The sequence below is a fragment of the Streptomyces sp. G7(2002) genome, assembly GCF_028870195.1.
In the GTDB taxonomy this organism is placed as follows: domain Bacteria; phylum Actinomycetota; class Actinomycetes; order Streptomycetales; family Streptomycetaceae; genus Streptomyces; species Streptomyces nigrescens.
The window spans coordinates 6,791,482-6,810,404 of sequence record NZ_CP102609.1 but is presented as its reverse complement, the minus strand read 5'-3'; the positions used below and the strand labels follow the sequence as shown (position 1 = coordinate 6,810,404).

22 protein-coding genes and 5 tRNA genes are annotated in these 18,923 nt (G+C 70.6%); 6 read left to right on the top strand and 21 right to left on the bottom strand.

Translation table 11 applies throughout. The annotated features are described in order from the left end of the window. Positions 1-52: 52 nt before the first annotated feature. The gene (locus NUT86_RS29105) at positions 53-1,717 is read right to left on the bottom strand and encodes a DAK2 domain-containing protein (RefSeq protein WP_446750787.1); all 1,665 of its coding nucleotides are present in this window, start codon (positions 1,715-1,717) and stop codon (positions 53-55) included. A 214-nt stretch (positions 1,718-1,931) separates the two neighbouring features. Here NUT86_RS29105 and rpmB point away from each other — a divergent pair, with 214 nt between their 5' ends. Next, entirely contained in the window at positions 1,932-2,117 is a 186-nt protein-coding gene (gene rpmB / locus NUT86_RS29100) for a 50S ribosomal protein L28 (protein ID WP_018087178.1), read from the top strand. Between the two features lie 132 nt (positions 2,118-2,249). On the opposite strand, the gene thiD is transcribed toward rpmB, so the two are convergent. Together thiD and NUT86_RS29090 are read right to left on the bottom strand one after the other, a co-directional pair. Continuing rightward, positions 2,250-3,065: a bifunctional hydroxymethylpyrimidine kinase/phosphomethylpyrimidine kinase gene (gene thiD, locus NUT86_RS29095; RefSeq protein ID WP_274738326.1), complete on the bottom strand. Its 816-nt coding sequence runs from the start codon at positions 3,063-3,065 to the stop codon at positions 2,250-2,252. Positions 3,066-3,138: 73 nt separating this feature from the next. Continuing rightward, positions 3,139-4,107 carry a thiamine-phosphate kinase gene (locus tag NUT86_RS29090; RefSeq protein ID WP_018087180.1) on the bottom strand — a complete coding sequence of 323 codons (969 nt, stop codon included), beginning with the start codon at positions 4,105-4,107 and terminating at the stop codon, positions 3,139-3,141. Between the two features lie 158 nt (positions 4,108-4,265). Between NUT86_RS29090 and NUT86_RS29085 the strand changes: the two genes are divergently transcribed. Together NUT86_RS29085 and NUT86_RS29080 are read left to right on the top strand one after the other, a co-directional pair. Next, on the top strand, positions 4,266-4,499 hold the full coding sequence (locus NUT86_RS29085) for an Lrp/AsnC ligand binding domain-containing protein (RefSeq protein WP_018087181.1): 234 nt from the start codon (positions 4,266-4,268) through the stop codon (positions 4,497-4,499). 21 nt (positions 4,500-4,520) lie between these two features. Next, entirely contained in the window at positions 4,521-5,000 is a 480-nt protein-coding gene (locus NUT86_RS29080; RefSeq protein WP_208680816.1) for a DUF3515 domain-containing protein, read from the top strand. Positions 5,001-5,076: 76 nt separating this feature from the next. Here NUT86_RS29080 and NUT86_RS29075 read toward each other — a convergent pair whose 3' ends face one another. The 3 genes from NUT86_RS29075 to NUT86_RS29065 all read right to left on the bottom strand — a co-directional run bounded on the left by NUT86_RS29075 (position 5,077) and on the right by NUT86_RS29065 (position 8,208). After that, positions 5,077-6,213: a D-alanine--D-alanine ligase family protein gene (locus NUT86_RS29075; RefSeq protein ID WP_148587761.1), complete on the bottom strand. Its 1,137-nt coding sequence runs from the start codon at positions 6,211-6,213 to the stop codon at positions 5,077-5,079. Positions 6,214-6,343: 130 nt separating this feature from the next. Then, complete coding sequence (locus tag NUT86_RS29070; RefSeq protein ID WP_018087184.1) at positions 6,344-7,345, bottom strand: NAD(P)H-dependent glycerol-3-phosphate dehydrogenase; 1,002 nt, start codon at positions 7,343-7,345, stop codon at positions 6,344-6,346. Continuing rightward, positions 7,342-8,208, bottom strand: a complete 867-nt coding sequence (locus NUT86_RS29065; protein ID WP_018087185.1) for a lysophospholipid acyltransferase family protein — start codon at positions 8,206-8,208, stop codon at positions 7,342-7,344. The genes NUT86_RS29070 and NUT86_RS29065 overlap by 4 nt, the downstream gene beginning before the upstream one ends. A gap of 141 nt (positions 8,209-8,349) precedes the next feature. On the opposite strand from NUT86_RS29065, the gene cofC reads away from it, so the two are divergent. After that, complete coding sequence (cofC, locus tag NUT86_RS29060) at positions 8,350-9,063, top strand: 2-phospho-L-lactate guanylyltransferase (RefSeq protein WP_234017457.1); 714 nt, start codon at positions 8,350-8,352, stop codon at positions 9,061-9,063. Here cofC and NUT86_RS29055 read toward each other — a convergent pair. The 5 genes from NUT86_RS29055 to leuC all read right to left on the bottom strand — a co-directional run bounded on the left by NUT86_RS29055 (position 9,044) and on the right by leuC (position 12,590). Beyond that, the gene (locus tag NUT86_RS29055; protein ID WP_018087187.1) at positions 9,044-9,247 is read right to left on the bottom strand and encodes a hypothetical protein; all 204 of its coding nucleotides are present in this window, start codon (positions 9,245-9,247) and stop codon (positions 9,044-9,046) included. The genes cofC and NUT86_RS29055 overlap by 20 nt on opposite strands. Positions 9,248-9,404: 157 nt before the next feature. Further along, positions 9,405-10,055, bottom strand: a complete 651-nt coding sequence (locus NUT86_RS29050; RefSeq protein ID WP_262042044.1) for an HU family DNA-binding protein — start codon at positions 10,053-10,055, stop codon at positions 9,405-9,407. Between the two features lie 125 nt (positions 10,056-10,180). After that, on the bottom strand, positions 10,181-10,426 hold the full coding sequence (locus NUT86_RS29045) for a hypothetical protein (RefSeq protein ID WP_018087189.1): 246 nt from the start codon (positions 10,424-10,426) through the stop codon (positions 10,181-10,183). A gap of 136 nt (positions 10,427-10,562) precedes the next feature. Further along, a complete protein-coding gene (gene leuD, locus NUT86_RS29040) occupies positions 10,563-11,156 on the bottom strand; it encodes a 3-isopropylmalate dehydratase small subunit (RefSeq protein ID WP_127153193.1) in 594 nt (197 codons plus the stop codon). Between the two features lie 3 nt (positions 11,157-11,159). Continuing rightward, complete coding sequence (gene leuC / locus NUT86_RS29035; RefSeq protein WP_266445379.1) at positions 11,160-12,590, bottom strand: 3-isopropylmalate dehydratase large subunit; 1,431 nt, start codon at positions 12,588-12,590, stop codon at positions 11,160-11,162. 174 nt (positions 12,591-12,764) lie between these two features. On the opposite strand from leuC, the gene ndgR reads away from it, so the two are divergent. Beyond that, positions 12,765-13,481 (top strand): IclR family transcriptional regulator NdgR, encoded by a 717-nt coding sequence (gene ndgR, locus NUT86_RS29030; protein ID WP_026169203.1) that lies wholly within the window; start codon positions 12,765-12,767, stop codon positions 13,479-13,481. 188 nt (positions 13,482-13,669) lie between these two features. Here the strand turns inward: ndgR and NUT86_RS29025 are convergent, their stop codons facing one another. Then, positions 13,670-14,152, bottom strand: a complete 483-nt coding sequence (locus NUT86_RS29025) for a DUF4188 domain-containing protein (protein ID WP_274738317.1) — start codon at positions 14,150-14,152, stop codon at positions 13,670-13,672. A 79-nt stretch (positions 14,153-14,231) separates the two neighbouring features. On the opposite strand from NUT86_RS29025, the gene NUT86_RS29020 reads away from it, so the two are divergent. Then, complete coding sequence (locus NUT86_RS29020; protein WP_274738316.1) at positions 14,232-14,879, top strand: MerR family transcriptional regulator; 648 nt, start codon at positions 14,232-14,234, stop codon at positions 14,877-14,879. A 44-nt stretch (positions 14,880-14,923) separates the two neighbouring features. On the opposite strand, the gene NUT86_RS29015 is transcribed toward NUT86_RS29020, so the two are convergent. From NUT86_RS29015 to NUT86_RS28975, 9 genes are all read right to left on the bottom strand, one after another. Then, positions 14,924-14,996 (bottom strand) — tRNA-Glu (locus tag NUT86_RS29015). A gap of 41 nt (positions 14,997-15,037) precedes the next feature. Beyond that, positions 15,038-15,109, bottom strand: a tRNA-Gln gene (locus NUT86_RS29010). Positions 15,110-15,125: 16 nt separating this feature from the next. Continuing rightward, positions 15,126-15,198: transfer RNA gene (locus NUT86_RS29005), tRNA-Glu, on the bottom strand. 62 nt (positions 15,199-15,260) lie between these two features. Beyond that, positions 15,261-15,333 (bottom strand) — tRNA-Glu (locus NUT86_RS29000). Between the two features lie 21 nt (positions 15,334-15,354). Continuing rightward, a tRNA-Gln gene (locus tag NUT86_RS28995) sits at positions 15,355-15,426 on the bottom strand. An 89-nt stretch (positions 15,427-15,515) separates the two neighbouring features. Then, on the bottom strand, positions 15,516-16,241 hold the full coding sequence (locus NUT86_RS28990; protein ID WP_159485991.1) for an HAD family hydrolase: 726 nt from the start codon (positions 16,239-16,241) through the stop codon (positions 15,516-15,518). A gap of 83 nt (positions 16,242-16,324) precedes the next feature. Next, positions 16,325-17,806, bottom strand: coding sequence for a glutamate--tRNA ligase (gene gltX / locus NUT86_RS28985; RefSeq protein ID WP_018087196.1), 1,482 nt, complete (start codon positions 17,804-17,806; stop codon positions 16,325-16,327). After that, a complete protein-coding gene (locus NUT86_RS28980; RefSeq protein ID WP_018087197.1) occupies positions 17,799-18,572 on the bottom strand; it encodes a fumarylacetoacetate hydrolase family protein in 774 nt (257 codons plus the stop codon). Before NUT86_RS28980 ends, gltX begins: the two co-directional genes overlap by 8 nt. Before the next feature lie 81 nt (positions 18,573-18,653). Then, a complete protein-coding gene (locus NUT86_RS28975; RefSeq protein WP_093647115.1) occupies positions 18,654-18,836 on the bottom strand; it encodes a hypothetical protein in 183 nt (60 codons plus the stop codon). Positions 18,837-18,923: the final 87 nt, after the last annotated feature.

The window sequence follows — 18,923 nt, the reverse complement described above, 5'->3', positions numbered from 1 at the left end:
CATTGCACACCACACCTGTGACAATCGCGGTTCACCCACCGGTCCGGTGCGCTCACTCCACGCCGATGAGCAGCGGCGCCGCGTGCTGTCCGCCCTCGTAGACGACCGTGTCCACGGCGAGATGGCGCTCGCGGACATGGCGCTCCAGCCGCTCTGCGAGCGCGCCGGGCGCGTCCGCGCCGAGGACCAGGGTGACCATCTCCCCGCCCGCGGACAGCATCCGGTCGAGCACGGTCATCGCGGTGCGGGTGAGGTCGGAGCCGATCACCACGACATCGCCGTCGATCAGGCCGAGGACGTCCCCGGCCTGGCAGACCCCGGCCATCGTCCACGACTGCCGCTCGGCGACCGCCAGCTCGGCGTAGCGGGTGGCGCCCGCCGCCGCGGTCATCGCGACCACGTCCTCGTCGAAGCTGCGGCCCGGTTCGTGCACGGCCAGCGCCGCGATGCCCTGGACGGCGGCGCGGGTGGGGATCAGCGCGACCCGGACTCCTTCGGTGCGGGCCTGTTCGGCGGCGGCCGCCGCGGTGTGCCGCAGATCGGGGTCGTTCGGCAGCAGCATCACCTCACGGGCGTGCGCCTGCCGGATCGCCTGCACGAGTTCGCCGCTGGCGGGCGGCTCCCCGGGGCGTACGGCGACCGGCATCGCGCCGGCCTCCGCGCACAGTCCGGCGAGCCCGGCGCCCGGCACCACCGCGACCACGGCGCGCGCCGTCATGGCCGGCTCCTTGGTGCGGGAGGCGCCGCCGAAGTGCGTGATGCGCACCCGGTAGGGGCGGCCCGCCTCGATGCCGGCCTCCACCGCGGCGCCCGCGTCGTCGACATGGACATGGACGTTCCACAGGCCGTCCCCGCCGACCACCACCAGGGAGTCGCCGAGCCCGTCGAGCCGGGTCCGCAGCCGCGCCACCGCCGCGTCCCCGGCCTCCAGCAGATAGATCACCTCGAAGGCGGGCCCCTCCGGGTCCCCGCGGCCCTCCGCCGCCGCCCCGTCCGCGACCTCGCAGCCGGCGGCCTCGGGGAGCGGGGCGTCGGCCCGTACGGCGACCGGTGTCACCGAGACCTCCCCGGACAGCGCGTCCGCGAGCGCCCCCAGCAGGGCGACCAGTCCACAGCCGCCGGCGTCGACCACACCGGCCCGGCCGAGGACCGCGAGCTGGCCGGGGGTCGCCTGCAGCGCGGTGCGGGCGCCCTCGTGGGCGGCGCGGGCGACCTCGGCGGCACCGGCAGCACCGGCGGCGGCCCGCTCCGCGGCGTCGGCGGCGGCGGTCGCGACCGTCAGGACGGTGCCCTCCACGGGGTGGGCGACGGCCTCGTACGTCGATGCGGCGGCCCGGCGCAGCGCCCGCCGCAGCGCGTCGGCCGAACCGTCGGTGGCCGCGAGCACCTCCGTCATCCCGCGCAGCAGCTGCGCCACGATCGTGCCGGAGTTGCCGCGCGCCCCGATGAGCGCGCCGTGGGCCATGGCGCCGATGGCGTCGGCGAGGCAGGGGGCGGTGCCGGCCGAGGTGTGTCCGTCGAAGGCGGCCTCGACCGCGCGGGCGGCCGATTCGAGCGTCAGATAGAGGTTGGTGCCGGTGTCGCCGTCGGCCACCGGGTAGACGTTGATCGCGTCGATCCGCTCGCGTTCCCGGCCGAGCGCCTCCAGAGCCAGCCCGCACCAGGAGCGGACCGCGGCGGCGTCGAGCGGGTACGGCACGTCGTCCTCCTGGGTCACGGGATGCACCGCACAGTAGCCGCGCTCCGGCAGGGCGGCCGGGGCGGGGGCCCGGGGGTGCGTGGTAGTTTCGTTCTACGGGAGCGGTCGTTGTATGCTGCTCCGGTTGCCCGATGAGAATCGGGCCATTCCTCTCCTGACGGTGCCGGTAGGGCAATGCACTCGGCTCGTCGGGATTTCACCGTAAGTGCATCTGAAGTCTTTGGAGTGACCCGTGGCTGCCAACTGCGACGTCTGCGGCAAGGGGCCGGGCTTCGGCAAGAGTGTCTCGCACTCGCATCGCCGTACCAACCGTCGTTGGAACCCCAACATCCAGACGGTGCGTGCAGTGATCGGGCGCACGCCGAAGCGGCTGAACGCCTGCACCTCGTGCATCAAGGCCGGCAAGGTCTCGCGCTGACGTCTTAGCCGTAGCGCAGCCCAGCCGGTTGCTTGTGAAGCCGGTCCACCTTCGTGGTGGGCCGGCTTCTGCCGTTCCCGGAGCCGGACACGGACCCGGCGGCGCCCCGCCGTGGCGCCGCCGTGAGCGCCGTCAGTGCGCGCCGCGCCAACGCCAGCCGTGATCCACGGGCCCGATCCCCGCGCCCAGCCGGAAGCCGGCCGCGAGGGCGCCGGTGACGTAGGCCTTCGCCGCCGCGGCGGCCTGCGGGACGGTGTCCCCCTTGGCGAGCTGCGCGGCCAGTGCGCTGGCGAGGGTGCAGCCGGTGCCGTGGGTGTGCCGGTTGTCGTGGCGGGGCGCACGCAGCCAGTGCTCCTCGGTGCCGTCGGTGAGCAGATCGACGGCGCTGTCGCCGGACCCGCGGCCGGCCGTCAGATGGCCGCCCTTGATGAGGGCCCAGCGCGGCCCGAAGTCCAGGATCGCCCCGGCCGCCCGCCGCAGGTCGGCCTCCTCCTCGACCCGTACGCCGGTCAGCTGGGCGACCTCGTCCAGGTTGGGGGTGGCGACGGTGGCGGTCGGCAGCAGCGCGCCGCGGACCGCGTCCAGGGCGGTGGCGGCGAGCAGCGCATCGCCGTGCTTGGAGACCCCTACGGGATCGACGACGACCGGGACCCGCAGTCCGGCGAGCAGTTCCGCGACGGTTTCGACGAGTTCGGCCGAGGAGAGCATCCCGGTCTTCACCGCCTGCGCGCCGATGTCGTCGACGACGCTGCGGAACTGGGCCCGTACGGCCTCGGCGGGCAGGTCCCACGCGCCCTGCACGCCCAGGGAGTTCTGGGCGGTGACGGCGGTGAGCACGCTCATGCCGTGGGTGCCGAGCGCCAGCATCGTCTTCAGGTCGGCCTGGATGCCCGCGCCGCCGCCGGAGTCGGACCCGGCGACGGTCAGGACGCGTGGAGGTATGTGCATACCGCCGAATCTACCGGCGGCACACCTCGGTCCTGCGGGCGCCCGTCCCGGGCGGCCCGTATCCCTTGGGGGACTATTCGGCGTCCCCGTTGTCGCCGAAGTGGTCCCAGCCGGCCTTCACCCACGGGGCGCCGTCCACCGTCACCTGGGGCAGCGCGGAGGGGTGGAGCACCTCGCCGATGACCTTCCACCGGGCGGGCAGCTTCACATCGGGCGGGAAGGTGGCCACGATCGCATGGTCCTCACCGCCGTTGAGCACCCACTGCATCGGGTCCACGCCCACGGCGGTGCCGATGTCGGACATCTGCGTGGGGATGTCGATGCCCGCGGACCGCAGATCGATCCGGACCTTGCTGGCCTCGGCGATGTGCCCGAGGTCGGCGACCAGGCCGTCGCTGACGTCCGTCATGGCGGTGGCGCCGAGTCCGGCCGCCGCGGGGCCCGCGTGGTACGGCGGCTCGGGGCGGCGGTGGGCCTCCACGAAGGCGCGCGGCGAGCGGAAGCCGCGGGAGAGGACGGCGTGCCCGGCGGCGGACCAGCCGAGCCAGCCGGTCACCGCGACCACGTCGCCGGGCTGGGCGCCGGCCCGGGTGACCGGCTCCTGGTTGCGCAGATCGCCGAGCGCGGTGATGGCGACGGTGATGGTGTCGCCGCGTACGACGTCCCCGCCGACGACCGCGGCGCCCGCCACCTGGCACTCGTCGCGCAGCCCGTCCATCAGCTCGGTGGGCCAGGTCGCGGGGAGTTCCGCGGGGACGACCAGGCCGAGCAGGATCGCGGTGGGCACCGCGCCCATCGCCGCGATGTCGGCGAGGTTCTGCGCTGCGGCCTTGCGGCCGACGTCGTAGGCGGTGGACCAGTCGCGCCTGAAGTGCCGGCCTTCCAGGAGGATGTCGGTGCTGGCGACCACCCTCCGGTCCGGCGCGGTGACCACCGCGGCGTCGTCACCCGGCCCGATCCGTACGGCCGGAGTGGAGGTGAGCCGGGAGGTGAGCTCCCTGATCAGCCCGAACTCCCCCAGCTCGCCCACGGTGCCCTTCATGCTGTTGCCCTTCCCATGTGTACGGACGGTCCGTACGTGGCTGACGACTGTGCCGCACTTGCCGAGTTCACCGCGCGGGTCTCCCCGCTCCGCACGGTGACGCGGTACCGTGGCGTCCCTTCTTCCCACATGATCCTCGTAGCCGCCCTGGAGGTTCCGTGGTACAGGCCTACATCCTGATCCAGACCGAGGTCGGCAAGGCCTCGGCGGTAGCTGAGGTGATCTCCAAGATCCACGGCGTGCTGCAGGCCGAGGACGTGACCGGGCCCTATGACGTCATCGTGCGCGCACAGGCCGACACCGTCGATGAGCTGGGCCGCATGGTGGTCGCCAAAGTCCAGCAAGTGGAAGGCATCACCCGCACCCTTACCTGCCCGGTCGTGCATCTCTAGCTCCCCCGTATCCTCGGCCGGGTGATCTCTGCGCGCCGTCGGCACCTGGCCCTGCCCGCGCTCACCGTGCTGTTCGCCGCGGTGAGCTGTTCGCCTTCCGAAGACGTGGCCGTCCCCTCCCCCGAGGGTGCGGCCGCGCGGTATTGCAAGGCGCTCCACCAGGAGTTGCCGCACACCGTGGACGGACTGAAGCGGGCCACCGCCGAACCGGTCTCCGACTTCACTGCCATGTGGGGCGATCCTGCCGTGAAACTGCGCTGCGGGGTACCGAAGCCCGACGTCCTGACGCACGGGAGTGAACATTACAACCCCTACGCCGACGCGGCGGAAGTCAACGGGGTCCGATGGCTCTTCGAGAAGCAGGACGACGGCTACCGCTTCACGACCGTGCTGCGCAAGGCCTATGTCGAGGTGACCGTGCCCGGGAAGTACGCCCCCGAGGTCGATGCGCTCACCGACCTCGCGGGCGCCGTGAAGAAGACCGTTCCCGTAGGGGTCTAGGGCTTGCCCTCGTCCAGGGCCTGCCCTCAAGGATCAGCCGGATCAGGGCAGGACCGGGCCCGGGAACCCGCGTGGCTCAGCGCAGCCCCGTGGAGCGGTGCAGCGCGGCCTGGAGCAGCCGGTCGATCAGCTCCGGGTAGCTCACCCCGCTCTCCTGCCACATCCGCGGGTACATCGAGATGGGCGTGAATCCGGGCAGCGTGTTGATCTCGTTGATCACGAACTCGCCGTTGTCCTGCAGGAAGAAGTCCGCGCGCACCAGGCCCTCGCAGGACGCCGCCTCGAAGGCCGCGACCGCCAGCTCCTGGACCTGCGCGGTCTGCTCGGCGGTCAGCGGCGCGGGCACGATCCCGTCGGCCGAGTCGATGTACTTGGCCTCGAAGTCGTAGAAGTCGTGGGCGGTGACCGGCGGGATCTCGGCCGGCACGCTGGCCCGCGGGCCGTCCTCGAACTCCAGCACCCCGCACTCGATCTCGCGGCCGCTCAGCAGCGACTCCACGAGGATCTTGGGGTCGTGCGCCCGGGCCTCCTCGATCGCCTCGTCCAGGCCGCCGAGATCGTCGACCTTGGTGATGCCCATGGACGAGCCGGCCCGGGCGGGCTTCACGAAGAGCGGCCAGCCGTGCTCCGCGGCGAAGTCCACGATCTTCTTACGGGCGGCGGCAGGGTCCTTTTCCCACTCCCGCGGGCGGATGACCTCGTACGGGCCGACCGGCAGCCCGAAGGAGGTGAACACCCGCTTCATGTAGTCCTTGTCCTGGCCGACGGCGGAGGCGAGCACGCCCGAGCCGACGTAGGGCACCCCGGAGAGCTCCAGCAGGCCCTGCAGGGTGCCGTCCTCCCCGTAGGGGCCGTGCAGGACGGGGAAGACGACGTCGACCTCGCCGAGCGCCTTGGGCACCGAGCCCGGCTCGCTGTAGACGACCTCGCGGTTGGTCGGGTCGACGGGGAGCACCACGCCGCCCTCGGTGGACTCGGCGAGCGCGGCCACGGTGGGCAGCTGCCGGTCCGCGATGGCCATCCGCTCGGGGTCGTCGGCGGTCAGCGCCCAGCGGCCGTCCGTGGTGATGCCGATGGGCAGCACGTCGTACTTCTCGCGGTCGATGGCACGCAGCACGGCGCCGGCCGTGAGCACGGAGATGGCGTGCTCGGAGCTGCGGCCGCCGAACACGACGGCGACGCGGGGCTTGTGGGAGGAGGTCTCGCTGCTCATATCGGGTTGAGGGTACCTGCTGACCGGCACGGAGTCAGTGCTGCGGCGGCCGTTGGTGGCGTCGCGCCGGGGTGCCGTGGGCCACGGGACCCCGGCGAACGGCGCCGGACCGGGTCATTCGGTGCCGATTTCAGTGCCGCTCGGACTTGGCGCTGCGCGACATCAGGTCCTTGAGGGCGACCATCGGCGGCTTGCCCTCGTGGACGATCTCCACCACCGTCTCGGTGAGCGGCATGTCGACGCCGTGCCTGCGGGCCAGATCCAGCACGGATTCGCAGGACTTGACGCCCTCGGCGGTCTGCTTGGTGACCGCGATGGTCTCCTGGAGCGTCATTCCCCGGCCGAGGTTGGTGCCGAAGGTGTTGTTGCGCGACAGCGGCGAGGAGCAGGTGGCGACGAGGTCGCCCATGCCGGCCAGGCCGGCGAAGGTGTGCGCGTCGGCCCCCATGGCGAGGCCGAGCCGGGTGGTCTCGGCGAGACCGCGGGTGATCAGGGACGCCTTGGCGTTGTCGCCCAGGCCCATACCGGTGGCGATGCCGACGGCGAGCGCGATGACGTTCTTGACCGCGCCGCCCAGTTCACAGCCCACCACGTCGGTGTTGGTGTACGGGCGGAAGTAGGACGTGTGACAGGCGGCCTGGAAGCGCCGGGCGACCGCCTCGTCGGCGCAGGCCACGACCGCGGTGGCGGGCTGCCGGGCGGCGACCTCCTTGGCGAGGTTGGGGCCGGTCAGCACCGCGACCCGCTCCGCGGGCACCTTGGCGACCTCCTCGATGACCTCGCTCATGCGCTTGGCCGTGCCCAGTTCGACGCCCTTCATCAGGGAGACCAGGACCGTGTCGGCGGGCAGCAGGGGCGCCCATTCGGCGAGATTGGCGCGCAGCGTCTGGGCGGGGACGGCCAGCACGGCGAACTCCGCGCCGCGGGCCGCTTCCGCCGGGTCGGTGGTGGCCCGTACGGCCGCGGGGAGCTCGACCCCCGGCAGATAGTCGGGGTTCGTACGGCCGTTGTTGATGGCGTCGACCAGGGCCTCGCGGCGCCCCCACAGGGTCACCTCGCATCCCGCGTCGGCGAGCACCATCGCGAAGGCGGTACCCCAGGACCCCGTGCCGTAGACGGCGCAGCGCGTCACTTGCTTTCATCCTCCTGTGCCTGCTGGGTGCTTCGGGCCTGCTGCGGGCCGACGGCCGGTTCGGTGGCGGCGGCCGGTTCGGCGGGGGTCCTGTCCGCTCCGGCGCCCTGGGTGGCCTTGGCGGCTTCCCGGGCGGCGCGGCGCTCCCGGGCGATCGCCTTGCGCCAGTCGTACGGTTCGGCCGGCGCGGGCTCGCCGCGGACGACGGCCAGCTGCTCGGTGATCGCGGCCATGATGACGTCGGTGGCGGCCCGCAGCACCTCGGCGGTCGGTTCCCGGTCGTAGAAGGCGCTCAGGTCGACCGGCGGTCCCGCCTGCACCCGCAGCGTCTTGCGCGGGAAGAGGCGGAGCTTCTTCTCCTTGGCGTACGGCGGCATCGCGTCGTTGGCGCCCCACTGCGCGACGGGAATGACCGGCGCCTTCGTCAGCAGCGCCACCCGCGCGGCACCCGTCTTGCCCTGCATGGGCCACAGCTCGGGGTCGCGGGTGAGGGTGCCCTCGGGGTAGAAGGCCACGCATTCGCCCTTGTCGATGGCGGTGACGGCGGCGCGGAACGCGTTGGCGGCGTCGGTGGTTTCCCGGTAGACGGGGATCTGTCCGGTGCCGCGCATCATCAGGCCGACAAAGCCGCTCCGGAAGAGTCCGGCCTTGGCGAGGAATCGGGGGACCCGCCCGGTGTTGTACTGATAGTGCGCATACGAGAGCGGATCGAGATACGAGTTGTGGTTGACCGCGGTGATAAATCCGCCGTCGGCCGGAATGTGGTCCATTCCCCGCCAGTCCCGCTTGAACAGAACCAAGAGCGGCGGTTTGCAGATGACCGCGGCCAAGCGGTACCAGAAGCCGATTCTGCGGCGGGACACTGGGACACCCTCCTTGTGGGGACCTGCGAAGCTGCTGCGGGCCGGCAGCCGCACAAGTGTCGCCCCAGGTACCCGCTCTGTCGAGGACACCGTAACCCCGACGCTCCCGCGGAGCGGCGGCAGCAGGTGAGAATGGCGGCGATGCGACGAGACGGAGCGGATGTGGGATGGAGCCTGGTGGTGCCGCTGAAACCACTGGTGCGGGCCAAGAGCAGGCTCTCCCGGGCCGCGGGGGAAGAGTTCCGGCCACGGCTGGCCCTCGCCTTCGCCCTGGATACCGTGACAGCGGCGCTGGCCTGCGACGACGTCCGGGATGTGGCGGTTGTCACGGATGACCAGCTGGCCGGGGAGCGTCTGGCGGCGCTGGGCGCGCGGATCGTGCCCGACACACCGGCCCGCGGTCTCAACGCGGCGCTGGCCCATGGAGCGAGCGTGGTCCGGGCGCGTCGCCCGGGCGCGGCGGTCGCCGCGCTGAACGCCGACCTCCCGGCACTGCGCCCCGCCGAACTGGAACTGGTGCTCCATTCCGCTTCGCTATTTCCCCGTGCATTTCTCGCGGATGCGGCGGATATCGGGACAACACTTCTGACCGCGACTTCCGGAGTGGAATTGGAACCGGCATTCGGAGGTGCGTCGCGGGCCCGTCACCTGGCATCCGGAGCGCGGGAGATCACCGGCCCTGAGGTGCCCTCGGTACGCCGGGACGTGGACACCGGCGAGGATCTGCTGGCCGCCCTGGCGCTGGGCGTGGGCCCGCACACGGCGCTCCAGGCGCCGCGTCCCGCCCCGGGGGCGGCCGCGCCGGAGGGGTCGGAGCGGCCGTCGCCTCCGCAGGTCAGAGCGTCTGGAGCGTGATCAGGACGATCCGGCGGGCGTCGCCTTCGCCGGTGAGGTCGATACGGACCCGCTGACCGGGCCGCAGCAGCAGCAGACCGCCGGCGTCGAAGGCCGCCGCGTCGAAGGGCAGCGGGGTGCCGTCGTCCAGCAGCACGCTGCCGGAGCGGGTCTCGGAGTCGTACGTATACGCGGTGGCCTGCATGGGAGAGAGCCTAGACGAGGAGGTCCCGGGCCCCTTCGGCCGCCCGTACGGCGAGCGAAGGAGCCCGGGACCTGCTCGCCGGACGGCGGCCGAACGCACCGCGGGCCGGGCTCCCCGAAGGGAGACCGGCCCCACGCGTGGCGTCGCGGTCGCTGAATTACCGCTTGCGGGCGGTGGTCTTCTTGGCGGTGGTCTTGCGTGCGGTGGCCTTCTTCGCGGGGGCCTTCTTCGCCGTCGTCTTCTTCGCGGGCGCGGTCTTCTTCGCCGTCGCCTTCTTCGCGGTGGTCTTCTTGGCCGTGGTCGCCTTCTTGGCGGCGGCCTTCGCCGGGGCCTTCTTCGCCGTCGTCTTCTTGGCGGTGGCCTTCTTCGCCGCGGTGGTCTTCTTCGCCGCGGTCTTCTTCGCCGTCGTCTTCTTGGCGGCGGCCTTCTTGGCGGTGGCCTTCTTCGCGGCTGCCTTCTTGATGGCGGCGCCGCCGGTGAGGCTGCCCTTCGGGGCCTTCTTCACGGAGACCTCGCCGCCCTTGGGGAGCTTCTTCGAGCCGCTCACCAGGTCCTTGAAGCCCTGACCGGCGCGGAAGCGCGGCACCGAGGTCTTCTTGACCCGCACGCGCTCACCCGTCTGCGGGTTGCGGGCATAGCGGGCCGGACGGTCGACCTTCTCGAACGAACCGAATCCGGTGACCGAAACGCGGTCGCCGGAGACAACTGAACGGACGATTGCGTCCAGTACAGCGTCCACCGCGTCCGCGGCGTTCTGACGGCCGCCGAGCTTGTCGGCAATGGCTTCTACGAGCTGCGCCTTGTTCACGTCTTCCCCTTCGGAGACATTGCTGGAACGAAAGTTTCCAAGCTTTTTCGCACGTTAGGCAGATATATACCGCAAATCAAACACGAAACGGGCTAATCACCCTTGTGCCGCAACGAACTCGACCTTCACGGACTTCTGTCGGCGTGCACATCTTCGGGATAACGACCTTCGTCGAGGTCATCCATGAACCACTCCAGACGCCTTGCCGCGTCCGCAAGATCGTGTTTAGCCGCGGCCGTGATGACGAGCAGCTTCCGGGTCAGCGCCATCCGTACGCCCTCCGGGACTTGCAGTGTCCGCACTCTTGTATGTGCGTCCTTGAGCCGGTCGGCGACGAGACCGTAGAGCTCGAGTTGGTCGTCGCGTTCCATGCGCTAATTGTGCCATCTGCGGCGAGTTGTCGCTTCACGGGGCCTCAACAGCCGCCTCAACACGGCGATGCGCCCCCTGCCAACTGCACAGGGGGCGCATCGTACGCAATATAGCTTTGAGCCATAAAACCCGAGGTCAGACCTCGATGGTACGCGGCTTGAACGGCGGCCGGTTCGCCTCGTACTCCACGATGGACGACTCCTCCCGAAGGGTGAGGCTGATGTCGTCCAGCCCCTCCAGCAGGCGCCAACGCGCGTTCTCGTCCAGCTCGAAGTCGGCGGTGACACCCTCGGCGCGAACCTGCCGGCCGACCAGGTCGACCGTCACCTCGGCGGTCGGGTCGGCCTCCAGCAGCGTCTGCAGCCGGTCGACGGTCTCCTGCGGCAGGACCACCGTCAGCAGCCCGTTCTTGAGGGAGTTGCCGCGGAAGATGTCCGCGAACCGCGAGGAGATGACGGCCTTGAACCCGTAGTTCTGCAGCGCCCAGACGGCGTGCTCACGTGAGGATCCGGTGCCGAAGTCGGGGCCGGCGACCAGCACCGTGGCGCCCTTGTAACGCTCCTGGTTGAGGACGAACTGCGGGTCCTTGCGCCAGGCCTCGAACAGCCCGTCCTCGAAGCCGTCGCGGGTGACCTTCTTGAGCCAGTGGGCCGGGATGATCTGGTCGGTGTCGACGTTGCTGCGGCGCAGCGGGACGGCCCGGCCGGTGTGGGTGGTGAAAGCTTCCATGGTTCAGACTCCCGCGGGCGTGGCGACGGCGACGTCGGACAGATCGGCCGGTGAGGCCAGATGGCCGAGAACCGCCGTTGCGGCGGCGACCTGCGGCGAGACCAGGTGCGTACGGCCGCCCTTGCCCTGCCGGCCCTCGAAGTTGCGGTTCGAGGTGGATGCGGAACGCTCACCGGGCGCCAGCTGGTCGGGGTTCATGCCCAGACACATCGAGCAGCCCGCGTGCCGCCATTCGGCGCCCGCCGCGGTGAAGACCTTGTCCAGCCCCTCGGCGACGGCCTCCAGGGAGACCCGCACCGAGCCGGGGACGATCAGCATCCGTACGCCGTCGGCGACCTTGCGGCCTTCCAGGATCTCGGCCGCGGAGCGCAGGTCCTCGATACGGCCGTTGGTGCACGAACCTACGAAGACGGTGTCCACGCCGATCTCGCGCAGCGGCTGACCCGCCGTCAACCCCATGTATTCCAGGGCCTTTTCGGCGGCGTACCGCTCCGAGGCGTCCTCGTACGAAGCCGGATCGGGGACGTTCGCCGAAAGCGGCGCGCCCTGGCCGGGGTTGGTGCCCCAGGTGACGAACGGCGCCAGTGCGGAAGCGTCGATGCGCACCTCGGCGTCGAAGACCGCGTCGTCGTCGGTGCGCAGCGTCTTCCAGTACGCGACCGCGGCGTCCCAGTCCTCGCCCTGGGGGGCGTGGTCGCGGCCCCGCAGGTAGTCGAAGGTGGTCGCGTCCGGGGCGATCATGCCGGCCCGCGCGCCCGCCTCGATCGACATGTTGCAGATGGTCATCCGGGCTTCCATCGACAGCTTCTCGATGGCCGAGCCGCGGTATTCCAGGACGTAGCCCTGGCCGCCGCCGGTGCCGATCCTGGCGATGATCGCCAGGATCAGGTCCTTGGCGGTGACGCCCTCGGGCAGCTCACCGTCGACGGTGATCGCCATGGTCTTGAAGGGCGCCAGCGGCAGCGTCTGGGTGGCCAGTACGTGCTCCACCTGGCTGGTGCCGATGCCGAACGCCAGCGCGCCGAAGGCTCCGTGGGTGGAAGTGTGGCTGTCACCGCAGACCACGGTGGTGCCGGGCTGGGTCAGTCCCAACTGCGGTCCCACAACGTGGACAACGCCCTGCTCGACATCGCCCAGCGGGTGCAGCCGGACCCCGAACTCCGCACAGTTCTTGCGCAGCGTCTCCAGCTGGGTGCGCGAGACCGGGTCGGCGATCGGCTTGTCGATGTCGAGGGTCGGGGTGTTGTGATCCTCGGTGGCGATGGTCAGGTCCGTACGGCGCACCTGGCGGCCGGCCTTGCGGAGGCCGTCGAACGCCTGCGGGCTGGTGACCTCGTGCAGGAGGTGGAGATCGATGAAGAGAAGGTCGGGCTCGCCTTCCGCGCGCCGGACGACATGGTCGTCCCAGACCTTCTCCGCGAGTGTCCGTCCCATCGCTTTCCCTCCGGCCGGCCTCAGTGCCGGCTTTTCTCGTCCGTGCGCGATGCCCGTAGAAATCCCCTTGCCGGGCCTTGCGCCGTGCCCTGGTCCAGGGCCACACCTACAGATTGACGACTTCCCTGGAAAATTGAACTTGCGTTTCACAGTGTGAGACGCGAGTATCGTTGCATGGACAACTCTAGCGGCGTCGGCGTTCTCGACAAGGCAGCTCTGGTTTTGAGTGCCCTGGAGTCCGGTCCGGCCACCCTCGCCGGGCTGGTCGCGGCGACAGGGCTTGCACGACCCACGGCCCACCGGCTGGCCGTGGCTCTGGAACACCACCGGATGGTGGCGAGGGACATGCAGGGCCGGTTCATCCTGGGCCCACGGCTGTCCGAGCTGGCCGCGGCGGCCGGCGAGGACCGCCTGCTGGCCACGGCGGGTCCGGTACTCACCCACCTCCGCGATGTGACGGGCGAGAGCGCCCAGCTCTATCGCCGGCAGGGCGATATGCGGATCTGTGTGGCGGCGGCGGAGCGGCTGTCCGGATTGCGGGACACCGTCCCGGTCGGCTCCACGCTCCCCATGAAGGCGGGCTCGGCCGCCCAGATCCTGATGGCCTGGGAGGAGCCCGAGCGGCTGCACCGCGGTCTGCAGGGCGCCCGCTTCACGGCCACCGCGCTGTCCGGCGTACGGCGCCGCGGCTGGGCCCAGTCGATCGGCGAGCGGGAGCCGGGCGTGGCCTCGGTCTCCGCCCCCGTGCGCGGCCCCTCGAACCGTGTGGTGGCCGCCGTATCGGTCTCCGGCCCGATCGAGCGGCTGACCCGCCACCCGGGCCGGATGCACGCCCAGGCGGTCATCGACGCGGCGGCCCGCCTCTCCGAGGGCCTGCGGCGCACCGGCTGAGCACCCGGCGGCGGGGCGGGCCGGGGCGGGGGCCGTTGCCGCTTGCGGTCACCATGCCGAAAAGGCCGCGCACCGACTGAGCACCCCGCAGTGGGGCGGACCGAGGCAGGGGCCATCGCCGCCCGCGGTCACGATGCCGAAAAAAGGCGGCCCCGTGCGGACCGTCCGCACGGGGCCGCCCCAGGCCCTCAGGCCGCCATCCGGTCCACGGCCCGCTCCCCGCGGCGGCCGACCGGCACCACCCCCAGGGCCTCCCCCAGCCCGAACGACGGCATATTGACGTAGATGCTCTCGTACGAGCCCGCCGGGACCACATAGGTCTCGTGCCAGAAGCCGACCTTGTTCCGCCCCTCCCGCACCCGCCGGTTGAACGCCGCCCAGGCCGGCCGGTGCTCCCCGTTCTGATCCGCGGCGTAGGCGAAGAGCTTCTCCTTCGAGTCCCAGTACTGCAGGACGGCGAAGTTCCTCGGCAGTCCGGGAAGCAGCCGGTAGCCGATCATCCCGCTGTCCGGATCCCGGGCCAGCTCCTTGATCATGCGCGGCATGGCGAGGAACACCGGCAGCCAACTGCGCACCGCGCGCCAGCTGTTGAAGCGCATCCCGATGAGGAAGACCACCACCTCCCGGCCACCGTCCGCCGTCATCCGTCCCTGCACCGGCTTGCCACTCATGACAGCCCCCTTCCGACATTGGATAGCGTCGCTATCCATGATTAGATAGTGACACTCTCCAATGGAAGGTGCAAGGGGTATGCGACTGGCGGAGCTGAGCGAGCGCAGCGGGGTGTCCACCGCCACGATCAAGTACTACCTGCGCGAACGGCTGCTGCCGCCGGGCCGCCGGGTCACCGCCACCCAGGCCGAGTACGACGAGGAGCATCTGCGGCGGCTGCGACTGGTCCGGGCCCTGATCCAGGTCGGCCGGATCCCGGTGAGCACCGCCCGGGACGTCGTGGCGGCCGTCGAGGACGACTCCCGCGACCAGCTCTCCCGCCTAGGGATCGCCGTGGAGGCACTCCCCCACGGCCCGGAGCCCGACGAGAGCGCCCCCTCGACCGCGGTCGCCCGGCGCACCGCCACGGAGCTGCTGAGGCGGGTCGACTGGCACTTCAACCTGGAGATCGCCGACAGCTCCCCGGCCTTCGGCATGCTCGTCACCGCCATCGCCGCACTGCACCGCCTCGACTACGCCTGCGACCTCCCGCATCTGCTGCCCTACGCCCGCCAGGCGGCACAGCTCGCGGTCGTCGACCTGGATCTGGTCGAGGAGTTCGGGACCCCGGCGGAGCAGGTGGAGGCGGCGGTCGCCCTGACCGTGCTCTACGAGCCGGTGCTGCTCAGCCTGCGCCGGCTGGCGGAGGCCGAGGAGTCCAACAGGCGCTTCGGAAGCGGCAGTTGACGCAAGAAGGCCCCCCGCATGATGCGGGGGGCCTTCTCTTTCTGTACCCCCGACCGGATTCGAACCGGCGCTACCGCCTTGAGAGGGCGGCGTGCTAGGCCGCTACACAACGGGGGCAAGTTTTCCTGCAGTTGGACGTGTCACGAGGACACACCGCGCTGGGCTACCAGGACTCGAACCTAGACTAAATGAACCAGAATCACTCGTGCTGCCAATTACACCATAGCCCATGGTGGTTTAGACCAGTACCCCCGACCGGATTCGAACCGGCGCTACCGCCTTGAGAGGGCGGCGTGCTAGGCCGCTACACAACGGGGGCCCTAGCGATCCTGCATGAGTGACAGTGGGTGCGACCCGGACTGTCCCCCTGGGAAGGATCTGTACCCCCGACCGGATTCGAACCGGCGCTACCGCCTTGAGAGGGCGGCGTGCTAGGCCGCTACACAACGGGGGCTTTGCAGATAAGCTCTGCGAGCTGGCCTACCAGGACTCGAACCTAGACTAACTGAACCAGAATCAGTCGTGCTGCCAATTACACCATAGGCCATCAAAGCGCAACCCCCCGTGGGGGGTTTCATTTTGACTTACGCTTCCCGGCCGGGCCTTTCGGCCCTCTCGGGCGGCGCAGGAAGAACATTACCTGATCGTGGACGGCGCACCAAAACCGATAACCCCGTGCAACAGCTCGGGGAGCTCCGCCAGGCTCGCGATCCGACGCACCCCCGCGGGCGGGTCCTCCCCGGTGCCCGCACGGTCCAGCCATACGGCCGTCAGCCCGGCGTCCCGCGCGCCGAGGGCGTCGATGTCGAGCTTGTCGCCGATGTGGAGGACCTCGTCGGGGGTTAGGCCGAGCGCCTTACAGGCCCCCTTGAACGCCTCCTCGGCCGGCTTGGCGTGCCCCAGTCCATCGGCGCAGAACACCGCCTCGAAGTGCGTACGGATCCCCAGGGCGGCCAGCTTGCGCTCCTGGTTGGCGGTGGCGGCATTGGACAGCACCGCCTGCCGTACCAGCGGGGCCAGGGCCGCCAGAGCGGGAGCGGAGTCCGGGAAGAGCGCCCAGGACGCTTCGTAGTGTGCGAGGTACCGGCCGAACCAGGCGTCCGCCTCGGGGTCGGAGAGCGGCGTCCCCAGAAACGTCCGGGTCCGGCCCCTGCGGTGATCGAGGAAGCCCACCTCGCCGGCGAGGAAGCGGGCGAACTCGGTCTCCATGGCCGTCCGCCAGCGCTCCAGCGCCACCTCCTCTCCGCCGTACGCGTCGAGGATCCCTTCGGTCCGCAGATGCCGCAGCACCCCGGCCCGGTCCGAGCCGGTGTAGTCGAAGAGGGTGTCGTCGAGGTCCCACAGGACGGCGCGCAGGGGCATGGCGGCAATCTAGCGAACCGCACCGGATATGCCACGGGCCCGGAAGCCGTGCGGCATCCGGGCCCGTAGGGGTGCGTACGAGGTCAGCCGGCCAGCTTGGCCAGGGCCGCGTCGATGCGCTGGAGGGTGCGCTCCTTGCCCAGGATCTCCAGGGACTCGAAGAGGGGCAGGCCGACCGTGCGGCCGGTGACGGCCACCCGGACGGGGGCCTGCGCCTTGCCGAGCTTGAGGCCGTGCTCCTCACCGGCGGCCAGGACGGCCTCCTTGAGGGGCTCGGGGCCGGAGGTCCAGTCGGCGGTCCCGAGCTTGGCGCGGGCGGTGGTGAGCAGGCCCACCGGGTCGCCCTTCATCGCCTTCGTCCAGGACGCCTCGTCCTCGACCGGCTCCTTGAGGAAGAGGAAGTCGACATTGGCGGTGATGTCGGAGAGGACCGTGAGGCGGGTCTGGGCGTGCGGGGCGATGGCGCGCCAGGCGGCCTCGTCGAAGTCCTCGGGGGCCCAGTTGGCGTGCGGGGCCTTCAGCCAGGGCTCGCAGGCCGTGATGAAGGACTCCAGGTCCAGGCGCCGGATGTGGTCGGCGTTGATCGCCTCGGCCTTCTTCAGGTCGAAGCGGGCCGGGTTGGCGTTGACGTCCGCGATGTCGAACTTCTCGATCAGCTCCTGCACCGAGAAGAGGTCCTGGTCGGCGGAGAAGGACCAGCCGAGCAGCGCGAGGTAGTTGAGCAGGCCCTCGGGGAGGAAGCCGCGCTCGCGGTAGAGGTTGAGGTTGGCCTGCGGGTCGCGCTTGGAGAGCTTCTTGTTGCCCTCGCCCATGACGTAGGGGAGGTGGCCGAAGGCCGGGATCTCCTTGGCCACGCCCAGCTCGATCAGGGCCTGGTAGAGGGCGATCTGGCGGGGGGTGGAGGAGAGCAGGTCCTCGCCGCGCAGGACGTGGGTGATCCCCATCAGGGCGTCGTCGACCGGGTTGACCAGGGTGTACAGCGGGGCGCCGTTGGCGCGCACGATGCCGTAGTCCGGGACGTTCTCCGGGGTGAAGGTCAGCTCACCGCGCACCAGGTCGGTGAAGGTGATCGGCGCGTCGGGCATCCGGAAGCGGACGATGGCGGCGCGGCCCTCGGCCTCGTACGCGGCCTTCTGCTCCGCGGTCAGCGCACGGCAGGTGCCGTCGTAGCCGGAGGGCCTGCCGGCCTTGCGGGCGGCGTCGCGGCGCTCGTCGAGCTCTTCGGTGGTGCAGTAGCAGTGGTAGGCGTGGCCGGCGGCGAGGAGCTTGTCGGCGATGTCCTTGTAGAGGTCCATGCGCTGCGACTGGCGGTAGGGCTCGTGCGGGCCGCCGACCTCGGGGCCCTCGTCCCAGTCGAAGCCGAGCCAGTGGAAGGACTCCAGCAGCTGCTGGTAGGACTCCTCGGAGTCGCGGGCCGCGTCGGTGTCCTCGATCCGGAAGACCAGGGTGCCCTTGTTGTGCCGTGCGTAGGCCCAGTTGAACAGGGCGGTACGGATCAGGCCGACGTGGGGGTTACCGGTCGGGGAGGGACAGAAACGGACGCGGACGGGGGTCGCGTTAGCCACGCTTGATCACCTTGTTGGTGAGAGTGCCGATGCCTTCGATGGTGACGGCGACCTCGTCGCCGACGTTGAGGGGGCCGACCCCGGCCGGGGTGCCCGTGAGGATGACGTCGCCGGGGAGCAGGGTCATCGCCTCGGTGATGTGGACGATCAGGTCCTCGACCGGGCGGACCATGTCGCTGGTGCGGCCGAGCTGACGCTGTTCGCCGTTGACCGTGCACTGGACGGCGAGGCCCGCGGCGATGTCGGCGGGGTCCAGCCCGGTCTCGACCCAGGGGCCGAGCGGGCAGGAGCTGTCGAAGCCCTTGGCCCGCGCCCACTGCTTCTCGCGCTGCTGCACATCACGGGCGGTGACGTCGTTGGCGCAGGTGTAGCCGAGGATCACGTCCTTGGCGCGCTCGCGGGGCACCTCACGGCACATCCGGCCGATGACGACGGCGAGCTCCGCCTCGTGGTGCACCTCCTGGGAGAAGGAGGGGTACGCGATGGGGTCGCCGGGGCCGATCACCGAGGTGGACGGCTTGAAGAAGGTGACCGGGACGTCCGGGACGGCGTTGCCCAGCTCGGCGGCGTGTTCGGCGTAGTTGCGGCCGATCGCGACGACCTTGTTGGGCAGGACCGGCGGCAGCAGCCGGACCTTGTCGAGGGGGACCTTCTGGCCCGAGCGCTCGAATTCCGCGAAGGGATGCCCCTTGATGACGTCGAGTTCGTCGCCTTCGAGGACGCCGAAGCCGACGTTGCCGTCGATGGAGAATCTGGCGATGCGCACGGGTTGCTGTTGCCCCTCATTGATCACTGGCCGGAGTTGACACTCCAGGCTATCGCGGGGCTGCTGCCGGTCCGTCCCTGATTACGCCAGGACGTCCTGCTGGGGAGCCTCCATCAGGACCGTACGGCGGGGGTTGGCGGTCTGGGCCGGCAGCTCGACGGTGTGCTCCGGTGCCTCGATGCCGAGCTCGTCGGCGTCGGTGAGGTGGGCCAGGGTGGTGCGCCGCGGGTTGGCTATGTTGCGGAACATCGTCGTCGTCTTCACTGCTGCATGCCTCGCGTCATCGAAGTCGGGAAAGGGCTTGCGGAAAGCTGCCTTGTCATTCTTGGCAACTGTGTAAAGCGTCAGGCT

Bases quoted from the DNA above. Each gene is read 5' to 3' on its own strand.
- thiD (WP_274738326.1), bottom strand. From the start codon at position 3,065: ATGCACATACCTCCACGCGTCCTGACCGTCGCCGGGTCCGACTCCGGC.
- NUT86_RS29090 (WP_018087180.1), bottom strand. From the start codon at position 4,107: ATGAAGGGCACCGTGGGCGAGCTGGGGGAGTTCGGGCTGATCAGGGAG.
- NUT86_RS29075 (WP_148587761.1), bottom strand. From the start codon at position 6,213: ATGAGCAGCGAGACCTCCTCCCACAAGCCCCGCGTCGCCGTCGTGTTC.
- cofC (WP_234017457.1), top strand. From the start codon at position 8,350: ATGCGACGAGACGGAGCGGATGTGGGATGGAGCCTGGTGGTGCCGCTG.
- NUT86_RS29055 (WP_018087187.1), bottom strand. From the start codon at position 9,247: ATGCAGGCCACCGCGTATACGTACGACTCCGAGACCCGCTCCGGCAGC.
- NUT86_RS29045 (WP_018087189.1), bottom strand. From the start codon at position 10,426: ATGGAACGCGACGACCAACTCGAGCTCTACGGTCTCGTCGCCGACCGG.
- leuD (WP_127153193.1), bottom strand. From the start codon at position 11,156: ATGGAAGCTTTCACCACCCACACCGGCCGGGCCGTCCCGCTGCGCCGC.
- leuC (WP_266445379.1), bottom strand. From the start codon at position 12,590: ATGGGACGGACACTCGCGGAGAAGGTCTGGGACGACCATGTCGTCCGG.
- ndgR (WP_026169203.1), top strand. From the start codon at position 12,765: ATGGACAACTCTAGCGGCGTCGGCGTTCTCGACAAGGCAGCTCTGGTT.
- NUT86_RS29025 (WP_274738317.1), bottom strand. From the start codon at position 14,152: ATGAGTGGCAAGCCGGTGCAGGGACGGATGACGGCGGACGGTGGCCGG.
- NUT86_RS29020 (WP_274738316.1), top strand. From the start codon at position 14,232: ATGCGACTGGCGGAGCTGAGCGAGCGCAGCGGGGTGTCCACCGCCACG.
- NUT86_RS28990 (WP_159485991.1), bottom strand. From the start codon at position 16,241: ATGCCCCTGCGCGCCGTCCTGTGGGACCTCGACGACACCCTCTTCGAC.